This is a genomic window from uncultured Ilumatobacter sp. (assembly GCF_963980585.1).
Lineage (GTDB): Bacteria > Actinomycetota > Acidimicrobiia > Acidimicrobiales > Ilumatobacteraceae > Ilumatobacter_A.
Genome location: NZ_CAXCAM010000056.1, coordinates 1 through 15,491 on the forward strand (window position 1 = coordinate 1; position 15,491 = coordinate 15,491).

The following is a 15,491-nucleotide window of genomic DNA, read 5'->3' on the forward strand; positions in this document are numbered from 1 at the left end:
CACCCAGATCAATGAGCGTGTCGCCACAGATGGTCAGGACGTAGGCCAACGCGAGTCGCTGCTCACCGGTGCTCAAACGAAAACCGTTCGCCAACAGAGAGCCCACGATGATGACCACATCGCCCGCCATCAACAGCGTCGGGGCCGTCCGCTCCACCACCACCGACGGACCCGCCGCTGTCGACGATCCTGGGTTCAAGCGTTGGGAGGGACGGCTCTTCGGAGGGCTCGTACTGGCGGCGTTCCTGCTCTACGGAATTGGCAGCGCACTCGTTGATGATCCGCTCGGTGTTGGCCTGGTCGCCGTCAACTCGGTTGCTGTCGCCATCGTTGGAATCATCGGCTTTCGCTTACTCCGGAACCACAGCCCCCGGGTTGGCGCCGGTTACCTCGTCACTCGCCTCGCCGAGGCCATCTTGCTTGTCGGCGGCGTTGCGCTCTACACGTACGCCGACCGTTCCGACGCCGACACTCAGGGATACCTGCTGGGCATGTTGGTGCTGGGAATCGGGAGCGTGCCTTTCTGGTACGTCGTTGGCCGAGGACCTTGGCTCTCGACTCGTTTCGCTCTCTGGGGCGTGGCTGGGTACGTGGCGCTCGCCGCAGGCGCGCTGATGGAACTGACAACGGGCCGAGAGGTCACGTACTTCTTTGCCGCTCCTGGCGGCCTCTTCGAAGTCGCTGTCGGGCTCCACCTCCTCCGGAGGGGCTTCGGCACCTCGACCCACCGACGCTCAGACGATCCCCGTTCACCCACAGAATCACCCACAGAAAAGGCCTGACCATGAACGCTCCACCAGACCTTCGCACTCCTCGAACAGCGGCTGACACGGTCGCAACGACCTCCAGCGCGCCGATACATTTCGCAACGTCACCTCGACGGGCCGCTCAGATCGCCGGCGCCGGCTACGTCCTGCTCTTCGTGCTTGGCATCTTCGCGAACTTCTTCGTCCGGGAAGGCCTCATCGTGAATGGCGACGCTCAAGCCACGGCCGCAAACATCGTTGAGTCCGAAGGCTTGTTCCGTCTCGGGCTGGTCAGCTTCCTGGTCGTCTTTGTCCTCGATGTCATCGTTGCGTGGGCCTTGTACATCGTGTTCCGGAACGCCAACCGGGACGTCTCGCTGCTTGCGGCATGGTTCAGAATCGTCTACACGGTGTTCCTCGGCGTTGCCGCCGTGTTCTTCTTCCAAGCACTGCAACTCCTCGGTGGGTCAGATTTCCTCAACGCGTTCGACAGTGAGCAATTGAACGCACAGGCGCTCGTGGCGCTCGACACGTTCAATGCAACCTGGCTGATCGGGCTGGTCGGTTTTGGCATCCACCTGATGCTTCTTGGCTACCTCGCCATCCGCTCGGGTTCCGCTCCGAAAGCGCTCGGCTACGTGCTGATTGCCGCCGGTACGGGCTACGTGATCGACACTGTTGCCAACGCGTTCCTCGCCAACTACAACGACTACGAGTCCATCTTCTTGATCATCGTTGCAGTGCCGTCCATCCTCGGGGAGGGATGGCTCGGACTCTGGCTTCTGTTCAAAGCAGGCAGGACCCAGGAGGCAGGTTTCGATCGAGCGACGAGCTAGGCCGCGAGGAGGAGTCCGAGTTGGCGTGAGCGGGCGACGACTCGGCCTGCGCTGTCCCACAGCGTGCCGCTCTCGATCATTCGGCCGCCGATGAGGTCGTCGCATTCGAAGCGGGCCTGGATCCATCCGTCGGCTGGTCGTCGGCGGACGTGCACGGTGAGTTCGATTGTCGGGACCCAGCCGACGCTGCCGAGCTTGGCAAACAGCGAAGGCGGGAAGGCATCGGCGAAGAGCGGCAACGACAGCGTGGTGGGCGGCGTGCCGTCACTCAGCCGAACCCAACCTTCGCTGATCGCAGGCTTCGACTCACTTGCGACAGCGGAGTCGGCGGGGACGCGAACGTCGATGCGTGAGGCGATCGGCAGTGCAACGCCCTGCAGGAGTTCGGCGCGGTTGAGACATTCCTCGGGTGGCGGAATTGTCGGCGCTGGAATATCGATCCCCGTGCCGAGCTCATGGTCGTCGATGTCTCCGAATACTGCACTGACGGTCAAGCGTTGTGTCTCTGCCACGGTCAGGGCGCCGGTCAGCACACTGACCGATCGACCGCGCCGGACGAGCGACGTGTCGATCTGGGCGTCGCCGCCGCCCTGAATCGGTCGCAGGAAATGCGTGGTGATCGACAGTGGGTCGGAGTGGCCGGACTCCTGACGGAGTGCGCGCAGCACAGGGAGCATCGCGTAGCCGCCGTTCGCGTTGTCTCCGATATCCCACGCGGTCGAGAGACGGACGTCGTATTGGCCGGCGCCTCGAGTGACGACGGCGGTCTCGGCGTCGAAGGCGCTTGCGGACATCGTCAGTGCTCGAGCGACTCTTTGATGCGGTTGAGTGTGGCCTGCATGCCGGTGGTCATTCCCTTCGACCGGTTCAGCAGTCGTCCGTAGACCAACTTCTGCCAGCCGGCGTACGGCGGGTAGCTGAATGACTCGGTGACGACTGTCGCGCCATCTCGTTCGGCGAACTCGTACCGCCACGTCGAGTACCCCTCAGCGATGAACTCGAACGAGGCGTTCGGCTCGATGTCGACGACCTCGGACGTCGTGGTCCATCGCTTGAGGGTGACCGGGCCGACGGCGGCGACGTTGTCGCCCTCGAATTTTGCGCCGACAGCGGGGCCCGTAGCATCGTCAACCCATCTGCAGGCGACACATTCGGGGCTCCACTCGCCCATCCGCGTGATGTCGGTGACTGCGGCGAACACTGCGCTGATCGGCGCAGCGATCGTCGTGGTGGCGGATCCGGTCACGGGTTGGGTCGTTACGTCGTTCACTTCGTCAGTGTCGCGCGCGGGCGCAGCGCTGCGCGCAGCCTGGCGACCGGGTCGGCCAGTAGCGTGCGGCGGTGAGGTCGGCCGAACAGCAGGAGTCAAAGGGTGGCATCTGGTCTGCCGGCTACCTGCCGGTCACGCTTGCGAACCTCACCATCGTCGCCATCGCAGCGTTCGACGGCCTCGCACTCGTTGCCGCTCTGCCGTCGATCGCAGATGATCTGGGAGGCGTCGCGCTTCTCCCCTGGGTGATCACCGCCTACCTCGCGACGTCTGCTGTGGCCGGCATCACGGCAGGCCCCATCATTGATGCTGTCGGCGTGCGACGAACCTTTCGCGTCGCTGGTGTGTGGTTTCTGTTTGCGAGTGCTGCTGCGGCAGCGGCTCCGAATATGGAGTTACTCGTCGCCGCCCGTGCGCTGCAGGGCATCGGTGGCGGCCTCGTGATCTCGGTCGCGCTGACCGCGGTCGGCCTGGCCTACCCGCAGCGATTGCGGGCCCGGGCGTTTGCAGCAAACTCCATGGTGTGGGGGACGCTCGGCTTCGGTGGGCCGGTGATCACCGCTGGCCTGCTTGCTGTCGCGGGCTGGCGAATGATCTTCGTGGTGCAACTCCCGATCACGGCCCTTGCTCTCGCAGCGGGGTGGCGGACATTGCCGAGCACGCGTGACAAACCGCAGCGGATCGTCATGGACTTTCGCGGCATCACGCTGATCGTTGGCTTGGTCGCTGCGTCGTTGTTGGCCGTGGAGCAGATGGGTGACCGCTGGTGGCTGGCTGCTGCCGGTGCCGCCGTGACCATCGCGTGCGGAGCTGCATTCTGGGCTCATTCGAGCAGCGCGGAGGCGCCGCTTGTCGCCCGAGTGCACATCACGCGGTTCCCGTTGAAGCGGATCCATGTGACGTCTGGTCTGGTGCTGATTGCCGGCCTCGCAGCCGACAACTACCTCCCGCTGTATATGCAGACCACGCGCGGTCGATCTGCATCATTCGCAGCGTTCTCGGTGCTGTTCCTCACTGTTGGCTGGTCGTCCGCGGCGTTCCTCGTCAGTCGACTACTCGAACGCTGGCGCGAAGCCGACGCCATTCTGCTCGGCTCGATCCTGATGATTCCGGCCGTGATCTGGGCGGGGGTCGGAGTCGCGCTGACCTGGCCGATCCCGGTGATCTTCGGAGCGTTCTATGTCATGGGCGCGGCGATCGGATTCGTCTCGACCGCCGGGCTCACGCTGCTCCAGGCAAGCGCCGACGATTCAGAGATGGGGCGCGTCAACAGCGCGCATCAGTTCATCCGGACCATTGGGATCACCTACGGAGTTGCTGTTGGTGGGGCGATTTTGCTGTTCGTCGTCGGCAATCAGGTCGGCGACGTCGAGGTCGTGCGCGATGTGCTCGGCGGCGAGGACGTGATGACCTCGGCGGCCACCCTCGACGCGATTCGGGACGGGCTCGTCTGGGTACTCGGCTTCAGTGGCGTTGCGGGTGCCGGTTGCCTCGCTGCTGCCATGGTGCTGTGGCGCAACACCCGACGGTTGGCATCGAGCACCGTCGGGATGAGTGAACGCAGCGAGTAACCCTCGGGAACTACCCAGCGTCATTCGTGGAGGCGATCGCCGCTGCGCTCATTGCCGAGTTCGTCGACGAACTTGCGGATGTCGTCGTTCTTCTGAGCGATGTCTCCGATGAGCTGCACTTTGGTGTGGTCGCCGCGCAGCTTGGAGAGCGCATCTTGCTGATCGCCGACGTAGCCGAGCGCGAAAGCCCCCTGCTGATAGCCCATCATTCTCAACAGGTCGTCGTCGAGCGTTCGTGCGACTTCCTGGGAGCAGGCCAGGTACTGGTTCTCTTCCTGACGCACCCAGCCGACGGCATAGGTGATGTTGACACCCTGGCGTACCCCGTCGCTCTCGTTCGCTCCGGCGCCGTGGAGCACCTTGCCGTCGTAGAACAACACGCTGCCGCGCCGCATCGTTGCTTGTTCGCTGGGCACACGCTGCGCCGCGTCGTCGTCTTGGGCGGACGTGCCAGGGTGGATGTGAGTTGCGCCGTTGTCGACCGTGAAGTCGGTGAGCGCCCACATCGTGTTGCACTGCACGTGGTAGTCCGCGGGGAACTCGAAAAAATCGAACGCCATTTGGTCGCGGTGCGGCTTCTGTTTCGTCTCGCCGGGGCCGACCGAGATCAGTTGCGTGAGGTGTAGTTGCTGAGCCGTGGCATGCCCGAGAAAATGCCGCACTGTGTCGACAACAGTGGGGTGCATCACCAACTCGCGTGATGCGGGACATCGTTCGATCAGTGATCCGGTCCGTCGAGTGAACTGGCCGTCGTACTCGTCGCGCCCAGCTGCTGAGGCATCGACGTACGGTCCGACCTCGGCGGCGAGGCGATCCATCAGCTGAGTGTCGGCGACGTCATCGACGATGGCATACCCGTGGACGGACAAGAACGTACTCACCGCGATCGGGTCGGCGTCACGGTCGAAGTGCGTCAGCCCCATCCCGGAATGGTAGGCGCCGCGTGGGTCAGTCGGCCTGACTCCACAGTTCGTGCAAGGTGGAGAACACTCCTTGGTCCCAGGAAAACTCGACCATATTGCCATCTGGGTCGCGGAGCATGGTGATGTAGCCAATTGGCTGCGGCATCATCGTGGGTGGCATGGCAAGGCATCCGGCCTGCTTGCCCCGCTCGGCCATTTCATCGACGTCTTCCTTTGTCGGCAGCTCAATGCCGAAGTGCGCAAAGGGTGCGAGGGTTGCAAGCGGCGCACCGGCGAACGGGTCCTTGTCCTCGAAGAACTGAGCGAGCACGAGAATGAATGGGTTGTTGGTCTCGCCGGGCATTCCGAGCCATGCGCCGTATCCCATCTCGTCCTCGCGACGATCGATCAATTCGAGCGGTGAGAACTCGGCATGCCAAGCAATCGTGGCGTCGATGTCACTGACGCGGAGCGCGATGTGGGTCCATCGCGGCTCTGTCGGGTGGGTTTGTTCTTGCAGTTCGCTCACAGTGCGCTCCGTTGCTGTTGCCGGTTCTTGCTTCGCGGGATGATTCAACGGTACCAGACTGGTCCGTTGGTCAGACCAATCCGGTACCGACGTGTGTGTGCGATCGAGTATGGAGCACGGTTCGGCGAGGCCAAAATGTGGAGTGGTATGGTGGTCGTACCATTGGACCGAACTTCACTCGCAATGCTGAGGAAGGAGCAGGGTGTCAATTCCTGATACAAACCCATTCGCGCCGATTTCGCGAGAGACTGTGAGCTCGCAAATCCGCAATCAGCTGTTGGAGCGAATCTCAAGCGGCGACCTCGCGCCGGGGGCACGAATGCCTTCTGAGCGCGAGCTCTCCGAGAGGTTCGAGGTCGCACGAACCTCTGTGCGAGAAGCGATGCAAGGACTGGTGTCGATGCGCGTGGTGGAGCGTCGAGGCAATCGTTCATATGTTGCCGAGCATCTCCCGGAAGTTGTTGTTGAGCCCAGCGGCGACGGCAAATCGTTTGTCGCTGAATTGTTCGAAACACGCCGGGTTCTGGAGCTGCCAATTTTCGAGATGGCGGCCGAACGTGCCACTGATGAGGAACGGGCCAAGATCGCAGCGGTTGCTGCACGATTTCACCCGTCGCTCGATATCGGTGAATTTCGACGGCTCGACCGGGAGTTCCACACGACCGTCGCCTCCGCGTGCGGAAACCCGCTGCTGATCGAGTTGTACGGCAAGGTGCTCGATCAGCTCTTCCGGTCGGTTGAGTTTTTCACGCTCTTGTCCGCGGAGAGCAACCAGGCTGAAGTCGCGCGCATCGTCGCCGACTCATGTGCAGCGCACTTGCACATTGCAGAGGCGTTCTCGGCGCGAGATGCTGCTGCTGTCCGTTCGTCGACCAAACACCACCTCGATGCTGTCGAGCAGTCGATGGTCGACGATCTGGACTGAACCGGGCCTCGACCAGCCGATTTCGCACTGACTGGCCATTGTGTAGGATCAGATGATGGTCAGTTGGTCAGACCATCTATCTGTCCGTGTCTGTCTGTAGCCGTCTGGGGTTTGAAGGGATCGGAAAATGACTCGATTTGTACATCGTGACGCCTTACGCACCGCCTGGTACCCGGTTGCTCAGAGCGGAGACGTCAGCGATGCTCCGCTGGCTGTCCGCTTGCTCGGCGACGACCTGGTGGTGTGGCGTGGCGTTGACGGCGCGCTTGCCGTTGCGCCCGATCGATGCCCTCATCGCGAAGCGCCGTTGTCAATCGGAACGGTGACCAACGGTCAACTCGCGTGTGCGTATCACGGCTGGACCTTTGGCTCCGACGGAACCTGCGTCTCGATTCCTTCGTCGGGGCCCAGCGCAACGATTCCGCCGATGGCGCACCTCCCGTGCATGCAGGTGCAGGAGCGATACGGCTTGGTGTGGGTGTGTCCCGGCGAGCCAGCGACCGACATCGTGCGCATCGTCCAAGATGATGACCCGGCCTTTCGTCGGCTGAACACCGAGGTCGAGCCGTGGGCCACGTCGACACCACGGCTTGTCGACAACTTCATGGACTTCAGTCATTTCCCGTGGGTGCACACCGGCACGTTTGGCGGAGCGCAGGATCCGTACGTTCCGCAGATCGAGCTCAGCCAACTCGATGAGGACTTCTTCGGCTATGCCTATGAAGTTGACGCATCCAATCCCGATGAGGCAACTGCGGTCAGCGGGAGCGACGACGACGTCGTTCACCGCACGATGAGCACGGGCTTTGCACTGCCATTCGTCGTGCGGAGCACCATTCGCTACGACGATGGGCTCGAACACATTCTGTTGTTGTGCAGCACGCCGGTCGACGACCTCAACTCGCTCTTCACCTTTGTTGTTTGGCGCAACGATGACCACAGCACAGACCCCGAGGAAATCTTGGCCTTCGACCGAGCGATCGGTGCCGAAGACAAGGCGATGCTCGAGCGGGTTCCCGGAACACTGCCACTGGGCCGAACCGGAGTGGTCAGCGTCCAGTCCGACAAGCCATCGGTCGAGTGGCGTCGTCGATTCGCCGAGATGATCGGTCAGGAATGATGCGGCTTGCGAGGAGCTGAACACGTCTGTTATGGTCTGACCATCAGTCCATTCCGAAGTGGGGAGCTACGTTGAGTATCACGGGCATGAATCATGCGGTCCTGTATGTCCGCGATTCGACACGTCATCGAGAGTTCTACGAGAACGTTCTCGGCTTTATTACAGTGATCGACCAGCCAGGTCAGTTCGCATTCATGCGTGCGCCGCGCTCTGCGAACCATCACGACATCGCATTCTTCACCGTCGGCGAAGGCGTTGGTCCATCGGCCGCCGGTCAAGAGACCGTCGGGATGTACCACCTCGCGTGGGAAGTCGAGACGCTCGGCGACCTCGTTGCGATGCAGGAACGGCTCAGCAAAGCCGGAGTGGTGAAGGGGTCCTCTGATCATGGGGCCAACAAGAGCCTGTACTGCATGGATCCGGACGGTCTCGAGTTCGAAGTGATGTGGCTGGTGCCAGCTGACCGATGGGGCGATGAAGAACACGAAGCGATCGTCCGCCCGCTTGATCTCGCTGCCGAGGCGCGGCGATTTCCCGACATGATGGAGTTGTCATCGTGAATCTCACGAGCGAGTACTGCCACTTTTTTGACGACGACGAGTTTGTCGAAACCGGGCGTCCCGGCTTTCGGCGGCGAGTCCTGACCGGCGACAACCTGCAGCTCTGCTTCTGGCGGATTGCGGGTGGGTCAGTGGGGTCATTCCTGCACAAGCACGACGAACACGAACAACTCGGCGTCATTGTGCGAGGGGGTCTCGACTTCCGCATCGGTGACGATGAGAGCGACCAGGATCGTCGATTGGTCGGCGAACACCAGGCGTACCTCGCGCCAGCGGGCGTGTGGCATGGCGACAGCATCTTCGTGGGTGACGATGAGTTCGACGAGTGCTGGATTCTCGACGTGTTCTCCCCACCGCGTGATGATCTGCGCGAAGAGGCGGCACGCTGATGGCCGACTGGAGACTTGCCGTCGACATCGGTGGCACATTCACCGATGTGGTCTTGCTCGACGCAGCATCGGGACGGGTGGTCGTCGACAAGACCCTGACCACGCCGAGCGCGCCACTTGACGGTGTGCGCACTGGCGTGACGCAACTCCTCGCGAAAGCCGGAGTGCAGCCGGGCGACATTGTCGCACCGATCGTGCACGCCACGACGCTCATCACCAACGCATTGATCGAGGGCAAGACCGGCCGGGCTGGCTTGGTCACCACCAAGGGCTTCGGCGACACACTGCTGATTCGTGACGAACATCGTTACGACATGTATGACCTGCAAATCGAGTTCCCCGAGCCGCCGATCCCGCGGAGCCTCACTTTCGAAATCGACGAACGCACTGGCGCCGACGGCTCGGTCCTGACCGACCCGACTGACGCTGATCTTGACGCGCTCGCCGCCAGCCTGCAGGCCGCCGACGTGGAGTCGGTGGCGATCTGTCTCCTCAACTCCTACGTCAACGCGTCGAACGAACGCCGCATCGCGGAGCACCTCCGCGCCGCACTGGGAGTGCCCGTGTGCATTTCCGCGGAGATCTCGCCGCAAATCCGCGAGTACCCGCGCATGATCACCACGGCCTGCAACGCCGCGACGATGCCGGTCATCGGGCCCTACCTCGACGAGCTCCAAAAGTGGCTCGCCGCCGAGGGGTTTGGCGGCTCGGTATTGATGATGCTCTCGAATGGTGGCGTCGTCTCAGCTGACGATGCTGCGAGCGGTCCGATCCGCCTCGTGGAGTCCGGCCCGGCTGCCGGCGCTCTTGCGGGCAGTTGGTTCGCGAACCGACTGGGCATCGATCGTCTGCTGTGCTTCGACATGGGCGGCACGACTGCCAAGGCCTGTCTCATCGAGCATGGCGAACCCGAACTCACCAACACCTTCGAGGTTGCTCGTGCATACCGCTTCAAGAAGGGTTCAGGTTTTCCTGTGTCGGTCCCGTCCGTCGATCTCGTCGAGATCGGAGCCGGCGGGGGCAGCCTGGCGCGCGTCGATCAGTTCGGCCTGCTGAAAGTTGGACCCGAGTCGTCGGGAGCTGACCCCGGCCCGGCGAGCTATGGGCAGGGTGGCACGATTCCCGCAGTGACGGACTCCGACGTCATCCTCGGACTCCTCGACCCGGCCGCATTCCTCGGTGGCGACATGCCACTCGATCGGTCGCTCGCCGAAGGCGCAGCGCAAACGGTCGCCGACGGACTCGGCCTCGAGATGCTCGACACGGCTGCGGGCATCCATGAGGTCGTCAATCAGAACATGGCAGCCGCCGCGAGCATGCATGGTGTCGAGATGGGCATTGACCTGCGCGGCATTCCACTCATTGCGTTCGGCGGCGCCGGACCGGTGCACGCATGTGGCGTGGCCGAACTGCTGCAGTCCGATCGCGTCATCTTTCCGGTCAACGCTTCGGTGCTCTCCGCCTTTGGCACGCTCGTCTCACCGGTGCGCATCGACTTGGCCCGCTCAATGCCGCGCCTCATCGACAAGGTCACCGACGCCGATCGCGATTCCTTGCTCGACGACCTCCGCGACGAAGGCCGCCGCGTGCTTCGAGCCGCGGGTGTGCCCGACGATGCCATCAACTTCCGATACGGCGTCGATGCTCGCTACGCAGGACAAGGTAACGAGATCACGATTTGGGTCGGCGAGGGTGAGACGTGGCCTGCGTCCGCCGCCGAAGTGACTGCGGCATTCGAAACGGAGTACCGCCGGATCTATGGCATGACGATCCCCGATGTCGCCGTCGAGGCGATTACGTGGCGGCTCTCGGCGTCGGCGACCACCTCGGTGGTTGAACCCGACGACTCGATCGCCGACCACGAGGGCGACGTCACACCGAAGAGCTTCCGCCCCATGGTGTTCTCGCGAGGTGCCGACGCAATTGAGGCTCCGGTCTACGATCGGGCATCGCTCGGCGCCGGCGCCGCCTTCGCCGGACCTGCCGTCGTCGAGGAACGAGAAACCACCTCGGTCATCCGTCCGGGATGGAACGTCGAAGTTGCTGCCGACGGCAGCCTGATCGCTAGCAAGCAGTCATCGTGAAACAGCGCCCCGTGAGGAGCAGGTCATGACCATCACCGAAGAGCAGCCGACCGCTGAAGGGTTCGATCCGATCGAACTCGAGATCCTGTGGCAGTCGTTGATTTCGACCGTCAATGAACAGGCGAGGGCGTTGCAACGTTCTGCCTTCTCACCGATCGTGCGCGAAGCGGGTGACCTCGCAAACGCGGTATTCGACCGACGCGGGCGGATGGTTGCGCAGGCCGTGACCGGAACACCTGGCCACATCAACTCGCTCGCCATTGGTGCAGCGAAAATGTTGGAGGAGTATCCGATCGACACCCTCGATGAGGGCGACGTTCTGATCACCAACGATCCCTACAAGACGGCTGGCCAGCTTCTTGACGTGACCGTGCTCGTGCCGGCTTGGCGGAACGGCAAGATCATTGCGCTCTTCGGGTCCACCATCCACCACACTGACGTCGGGGGTTACGGCATCGGTGCCGGAGGCCGTGACGTGTTCGAAGAGGGCTTGTGGATTCCGATCTGCAAGTTGCTCAAGCGAGGCGAGCGCAACGACGACGTCTGGAAGTTCATCCTCTCCAACGTGCGTCAGCCCGATCACATGGCCGGCGACCTTCACGCACAAATGGCGTCGGGCGAAGTCGGTGCCCAGCGTCTCAACACGTTGTGCGCAGCCCATGGCCTCGATGACATCGAAGCGTTGGCCGACGAGATCATCGACCGCTCCGAGGAAGCAACGCGAGACAGCATTCGCGGTCTGCCGAGCGGCACCTACAAATCGAGCGCGGTGCTTGACCTGGCCGACGGTTCCAAGATCGACATCGTGTGCGCACTCACGGTCGACAGTGACGCCGGCGAAATTACCGTCGACTACGACGGCACGTCTGAAGCCTCACCGTGGGGCATCAACGTGGTCATGAACTACACGCATGCGTACACCACGTTCACGGTGCGGTCGGTGCTCAATCCTGACATCCCGAACAACCATGGCAGCCTCGGCCCCATCAAGGTCAAGGCTCCGGAGGGTTCGATTGTCAATGCGGTGTCGCCGCAACCGGGCACGGCGCGCCACGTGGTGGGGATGTTCCTCCCGAATGCGCTCCTCAAGGCGCTCGCACAGGTTCGACCCGAAGCAGCGATGGCTGAAGGATCGGGGGCGGTGTGGACCATGCAGGTGAACGGCAACCATCCAGACGGCAGCCCGTTCATCACCGCGATGTTCACGTACGCGGGCGGTGTGGGCGCTCGCGCGACGAAGCCTGGCCTGAGCGCGTGCTCGTACCCGACCGGAGTGTCGGCGGTGCCGATCGAAGTGGTCGAGGCCTCCGCACCGATCCGATTCCACGAAAAGTCGCTTCGGCCTGATTCCGGTGGCGCCGGTGCACAGATCGGCGGCCTCGGCCAGGCGATCGAGTTCAGCGTCGACACTGACAAGACGTGGCAACTCAACGCTGTCACGAGCCGACTCGCCGACCCACCACTCGGCGTCTTTGGTGGCGAGTCGGGCGCAACCGGCAGCTTCCTCGTCAACGGTGAGCAGGTCGAAACGCAGGCTCGAATCAGCCTCAGCGGGGACGACGTCATCAGGCTCGAACTGCCCGGCGGTGGCGGATACGGAGCAGCGGAGTAGGCCGTGGCGGACTGGCCCGACGCAACGACGTTCGCCCAGGTGTGGGCCAACGCAGTCGCAACGCGCCCCGACGCAGGCTTCCTCACTTTCGAAGCACCCGATGGCAAAGTCACCGACTGGACCTATGGGGAGTTCGATCACATCGTGGCGTCAATGGCCACCGAGTTGGTCGCCCACGGCGTCGTGCCAGGCGCATCGGTTCATCTCGCCCTCACGAACTCGCCGACGTTCATTGCGGTGTGGATCGCAACGGTTCGCCTCGGCGGGTGGATCGTTCCGTCCGATCCGATGGGCCGCACCGCCGAGTTCGACGACCACATCGAACGCACCAATCCGGTCGCCGGCTTCTTTGGGCGAGATCGAGCCGATGTCTACCGCTCGGCCGCCAGCGACATGGCGCTCTTTCCGATCGATGAGGCTGACGCGGCATTCGACTGGCTTCCCGACGAGCGATTCATCGATTGGCCGACTCCCGCAGTTTCCGACACGGCTGCAGTGATGTTCACCAGCGGAACGACTGGACGTCCAAAGGGTGTCGTGATCTCGCAGGCGAATTACGCCTTTGCCGGCAAGACGATGTCCGAAGCCGCAGGTCTCAACGAGGACGATCGCCACATTGTCGTGTTGCCGCTGTTCCACGCGAACGCGCAGTATTACTCGTTCGCCTCCGCGATTTGGGCGGGCGCTTCCGTGGCACTCATGCACACGTTCTCGGCGAGTGGTTTTCTTCCCCAGGCGGCTCGCCATGGGGCCACGTGCGCCAGCTTGTTCGCTGCGCCACTCCGCATGATCCTCGCTCGTGGTGGCCCGGTCGACGGGGTGCAACTTCGGCACTGTTGGTTTGCCCAGAACATCTCCGACGATCAGTACGCCACGGTCGTCGACTGGTTCGGTTGCCGGCCCCGTCAGCTCTACGGGATGACCGAGACCATCCCGGCAGTGCTCACCGATTCCACTGACGAACCTCGACCCGACTCGATGGGCTTCGTGACCAACGGCTGTGAGGTCGCAGTACACGACGCAGCCGGAGTCGAAGCTGTCGCGGGCGACGTCGGCGAGATTGTCGTTCGCGGCACGGCGGGGACCACGCTGTTCACCGAGTACCTCGGTGAGCCGGTGACGACGACAGCAAGTTTCCGAGGCGAATGGTTCCGCACCGGCGATCGAGCTTTCCGCGATGGCAACGGTCGGTTCTTCTTTGACGGCCGACGGTCCGATGTCTTGAAGGTGGCTGGCGAGAATGTCTCGACCGTTGAAGTCGAAGCCGTGCTCACCGCTCACCCGGGCGTGCTCGAAGCCTCCGTCGTTGGTGCGCCTGACGCGGTTCGCGATGAGGTTCCGGTCGGGTTCGTCGTGCCGAGTGACCTGCAGTCACCGCCAACGGTCGAAGAACTGTTGGCCTGGTGCGAGAGTCGGCTTGGCAAGGCCAAGCAGCCGCGTGAGATCACATTGCTCGATGAACTGCCACGAACGAGCGTGGGGAAAATTCGTAAGTTTTTGTTGAAAGAAGAGGTGTCGCGAGCATGACCACATTGAGTGACGGGCTGATGGCGGCCCTTGACGCGTCGATCGAAGACGTCTCGAAGGCATCGACGCTCCCAGCCGAGTTGTACACGTCTGCTGATGTGCTTGCGCTTGAGACTGAGGCGATCTTCATGAAGGAATGGCTGTGTGTCGGACGGGCCGAACGCATCCCGAATGTGGGGGACTGGTTCACGGTCACGATCGTCGACGAACCGCTGATCATCGCGCGGAACAAGGCTGGCGATGTCTGTGCCATGTCGGCGGTCTGTCAGCACCGGGCGATGCAGGTGTGCGAAGGCGAAGGCAACAGCACCACCTTCAAGTGCCCGTATCACCATTGGAACTATGGCCTTGACGGTCGCTTGCTCGGCGCGCCGGCGATGGAGCGAACCGAGGCCTTTAACAAGGCCGACTTCGGGCTCCCGCAGTTGCGTGTCGAGGAGTGGCTCGGCTTCGTCTTCGTGAACTTCGATCAGGATGCTTCGCCGTTGGCTCCGACACTCGAGCGCTATTCACCTTTTGTTCACAACTACGACCTCGAGAACGCGGTTTGTCCTGGCACCTTCACCTTGGAGGGAATGCCGTGGAACTGGAAAGTGATGTTCGAGAATTTCAACGACGGCTATCACGCCAACCGGCTGCACGAGTACGTGCAGGATTTTTGCCCGTCGAACCTGTCGGACTTCCCTGTTCCCTGGAGCGACGACTCGAACGTCATCTTTCGAACCGGCGGATACACGCACATCGACGGTGGTTTCAACGCCACACACCGCGTGATCATGGAGGTCTTCCCCGACCTGACGGAGGAAGAACGGACACGTTCGACGTTTGCACTGATGCCGCCGACGCTGTGCTTCGGTACCGCGCCGGATCAATGCTTCTTCTTCCTCATTCGCCCCACCGGTCCCGAGACCATCGACGTCGAGATCGGCTACATCTTCCATCCGTCAGCACTCGACGATCCGCTCTTCGAACAAAAGATGGCGTTGTCGGATGCGGGAGTGCAGGTCTTCGTCGACCAGGACCAAGACGCGACCACCAAGGTGCAACGGGGGCTGAGGTCGAGGTTCGCGCCGCGTGGTCGCTACTCGTGGCAAGAAGAAAGTCACATCCAGTTCAATCGGTGGCTTGTCCAGCGGTATCGGGCAAGTGCGGTTGCAGCGTCATAAACGCGGCGATGCATCATCGGAAAAGTCAGTAAGACAACCAGCAACAAGGGGAGCCATGAACAAGCAAACAAGACAATCAGGACGTCGCGGCGCTATTGCGCTGTGCCTATCGCTCGCGATGGTGGCGGCCGCATGCGGCAGCGATGGGGAGACTGAATCTGAGCCGGCAGCCACCGAGGCCGCGGCAGAGGAGCCTGCTGAAGAACCAGCAGAAGAACCAGCAGAGGAGCCTGCTGAAGAACCAGCAGAGGAGC

General features: G+C 62.6%; 15 protein-coding genes and 1 pseudogene. 12 read left to right on the forward strand and 4 right to left on the reverse strand.

The features are described 5' to 3' along the window. The first annotated feature begins 107 nt into the window (after positions 1-107). Together ACH2DW_RS13715 and ACH2DW_RS13720 are read left to right on the forward strand one after the other, a co-directional pair. Positions 108-782 (forward strand): DUF4386 domain-containing protein, encoded by a 675-nt coding sequence (locus ACH2DW_RS13715; RefSeq protein WP_394930309.1) that lies wholly within the window; start codon positions 108-110, stop codon positions 780-782. A gap of 2 nt (positions 783-784) precedes the next feature. Then, entirely contained in the window at positions 785-1,582 is a 798-nt protein-coding gene (locus ACH2DW_RS13720) for a DUF4386 domain-containing protein (RefSeq protein WP_394930310.1), read from the forward strand. Here ACH2DW_RS13720 and ACH2DW_RS13725 read toward each other — a convergent pair. Further along, positions 1,579-2,376, reverse strand: a complete 798-nt coding sequence (locus tag ACH2DW_RS13725) for a thioesterase family protein (RefSeq protein ID WP_394930311.1) — start codon at positions 2,374-2,376, stop codon at positions 1,579-1,581. The genes ACH2DW_RS13720 and ACH2DW_RS13725 overlap by 4 nt on opposite strands. Before the next feature lie 2 nt (positions 2,377-2,378). Further along, positions 2,379-2,852: an SRPBCC family protein gene (locus ACH2DW_RS13730; protein ID WP_394930312.1), complete on the reverse strand. Its 474-nt coding sequence runs from the start codon at positions 2,850-2,852 to the stop codon at positions 2,379-2,381. A 71-nt stretch (positions 2,853-2,923) separates the two neighbouring features. Here ACH2DW_RS13730 and ACH2DW_RS13735 point away from each other — a divergent pair, with 71 nt between their 5' ends. Further along, positions 2,924-4,423 carry an MFS transporter gene (locus ACH2DW_RS13735; protein WP_394930313.1) on the forward strand — a complete coding sequence of 500 codons (1,500 nt, stop codon included), beginning with the start codon at positions 2,924-2,926 and terminating at the stop codon, positions 4,421-4,423. Between the two features lie 20 nt (positions 4,424-4,443). Here ACH2DW_RS13735 and ACH2DW_RS13740 read toward each other — a convergent pair whose 3' ends face one another. After that, the gene (locus ACH2DW_RS13740; RefSeq protein WP_394930314.1) at positions 4,444-5,346 is read right to left on the reverse strand and encodes a phytanoyl-CoA dioxygenase family protein; all 903 of its coding nucleotides are present in this window, start codon (positions 5,344-5,346) and stop codon (positions 4,444-4,446) included. 25 nt (positions 5,347-5,371) lie between these two features. Then, complete coding sequence (locus ACH2DW_RS13745; RefSeq protein WP_394930315.1) at positions 5,372-5,854, reverse strand: VOC family protein; 483 nt, start codon at positions 5,852-5,854, stop codon at positions 5,372-5,374. 250 nt (positions 5,855-6,104) lie between these two features. Between ACH2DW_RS13745 and ACH2DW_RS13750 the strand changes: the two genes are divergently transcribed. The 9 genes and pseudogenes from ACH2DW_RS13750 to ACH2DW_RS13790 all read left to right on the forward strand — a co-directional run. Next, the gene (locus tag ACH2DW_RS13750; protein ID WP_394930316.1) at positions 6,105-6,779 is read left to right on the forward strand and encodes a FadR/GntR family transcriptional regulator; all 675 of its coding nucleotides are present in this window, start codon (positions 6,105-6,107) and stop codon (positions 6,777-6,779) included. Positions 6,780-6,906: 127 nt separating this feature from the next. After that, a complete protein-coding gene (locus ACH2DW_RS13755; protein ID WP_394930317.1) occupies positions 6,907-7,899 on the forward strand; it encodes a Rieske 2Fe-2S domain-containing protein in 993 nt (330 codons plus the stop codon). A gap of 86 nt (positions 7,900-7,985) precedes the next feature. Beyond that, positions 7,986-8,459 (forward strand): VOC family protein, encoded by a 474-nt coding sequence (locus ACH2DW_RS13760; protein ID WP_394930318.1) that lies wholly within the window; start codon positions 7,986-7,988, stop codon positions 8,457-8,459. After that, positions 8,456-8,848, forward strand: a complete 393-nt coding sequence (locus ACH2DW_RS13765; protein ID WP_394930319.1) for a hypothetical protein — start codon at positions 8,456-8,458, stop codon at positions 8,846-8,848. The genes ACH2DW_RS13760 and ACH2DW_RS13765 overlap by 4 nt, the downstream gene beginning before the upstream one ends. Further along, on the forward strand, positions 8,848-10,932 hold the full coding sequence (locus ACH2DW_RS13770; RefSeq protein WP_394930320.1) for a hydantoinase/oxoprolinase family protein: 2,085 nt from the start codon (positions 8,848-8,850) through the stop codon (positions 10,930-10,932). The genes ACH2DW_RS13765 and ACH2DW_RS13770 overlap by 1 nt, the downstream gene beginning before the upstream one ends. 25 nt (positions 10,933-10,957) lie before the next feature. Then, positions 10,958-12,544 carry a hydantoinase B/oxoprolinase family protein gene (locus ACH2DW_RS13775; RefSeq protein WP_394930321.1) on the forward strand — a complete coding sequence of 529 codons (1,587 nt, stop codon included), beginning with the start codon at positions 10,958-10,960 and terminating at the stop codon, positions 12,542-12,544. A gap of 3 nt (positions 12,545-12,547) precedes the next feature. Next, on the forward strand, positions 12,548-14,071 hold the full coding sequence (locus tag ACH2DW_RS13780) for an AMP-binding protein (RefSeq protein ID WP_394930322.1): 1,524 nt from the start codon (positions 12,548-12,550) through the stop codon (positions 14,069-14,071). Next, positions 14,068-15,237, forward strand: coding sequence for an aromatic ring-hydroxylating dioxygenase subunit alpha (locus tag ACH2DW_RS13785; protein ID WP_394930323.1), 1,170 nt, complete (start codon positions 14,068-14,070; stop codon positions 15,235-15,237). Before ACH2DW_RS13780 ends, ACH2DW_RS13785 begins: the two co-directional genes overlap by 4 nt. 55 nt (positions 15,238-15,292) lie before the next feature. Continuing rightward, a pseudogene (locus tag ACH2DW_RS13790) lies at positions 15,293-15,491 on the forward strand (hypothetical protein); the annotation flags it as partial.